The sequence below is a fragment of the Calditerrivibrio sp. genome, assembly GCF_049968475.1.
GTDB lineage: Bacteria > Chrysiogenota > Deferribacteres > Deferribacterales > Calditerrivibrionaceae > Calditerrivibrio > Calditerrivibrio nitroreducens_A.
Genome location: NZ_JBMFQS010000026.1, coordinates 1 through 946, shown reverse-complemented (window position 1 = coordinate 946; position 946 = coordinate 1). Strand labels below are relative to the sequence as shown.

Genomic DNA, 946 nt, shown 5'->3' with positions numbered 1-946 from the left:
ACCCCATTTTTATTATTACTCCAAGATAACGTTCCTACTAATTTTACATTCTCTCCCACCTCAAATTCATACAATAAAGATTTCTGATCTTTAAAATTATCTCTAGGAAACCTAACAAACAATGCATGTCTATTCCCTAAACTTAATTTGAGAGCAAAATTGCCATTCTTATCACTAAGCCACACACGTTCTACCCTACCTTCTAACTCAACTACTTGACCTACTTTACTCTTCAATTCCTCTAATTCCATAACACAATACCCCCTTATAAATTTTTAGATTACACTATCATTATTATAATGCATACGTTGAGTGAGAAATTAGCCACATAAATTTACCTTAATAGACCTGAAAAAGTTGTAGCCTATTGCATGAGCATAAAGGTTTTGAAGTTACTATTAACCTAAAATTCTTGAAGAAAAGTTTTAAAAATCTTTGAAAGTAAAGGTTTGTTTTTACATATGATAGAGTTTTCTTCTTTAAAAAGAGTTAACCTATAAGAAGGTCTGAATAATATATATAGGTTAACTTGTATGGTAAAAGGAAGAATTTATCCATTTAAAAACACTTCACTCGCAACACTATTTTCCATATCTATTACTTTTTCTATAGGCTTGTCTTTTATAGCATACTCATTTAATATGCCGCCTAAATCCTCAACAGGCTTTATGATTATTCTGTCTTCATCAATATAGACTTCTACGACGTTATGTTTTAATCTTTTCCTATATTCAGCAGGAATGGTAATCTGACCTTTTTTATTAATCTTAGCAACTTTTACCTTGCTCATAACAGTTATTATATCACTTTATATTATGTAATTTGAGTTTACGACAACATTACGTAATAATTGTTAATAATATATGATTTATACGTTGAGTGAGAAATTAACCACATAAATTTACCTCAATAGACCTGAAAAAGCTATAGCCTATTGCATAAGCAT

The 946-nt window shown here is 29.5% G+C and carries 2 protein-coding genes; both read right to left on the bottom strand.

Annotated elements, in window-relative coordinates; genetic code table 11:
* A partial coding sequence (locus ACP5Q2_RS09855) for a hypothetical protein (RefSeq protein WP_428099619.1) occupies positions 1-251 on the bottom strand: 251 nt, incomplete at its 3' end.
* A 299-nt stretch (positions 252-550) separates the two neighbouring features.
* A complete protein-coding gene (locus ACP5Q2_RS09850) occupies positions 551-790 on the bottom strand; it encodes an AbrB/MazE/SpoVT family DNA-binding domain-containing protein (RefSeq protein ID WP_428099616.1) in 240 nt (79 codons plus the stop codon).
* Positions 791-946 lie beyond the last annotated feature (156 nt).

Bases quoted from the DNA above. Each gene is read 5' to 3' on its own strand.
- ACP5Q2_RS09850 (WP_428099616.1), bottom strand. From the start codon at position 790: ATGAGCAAGGTAAAAGTTGCTAAGATTAATAAAAAAGGTCAGATTACC.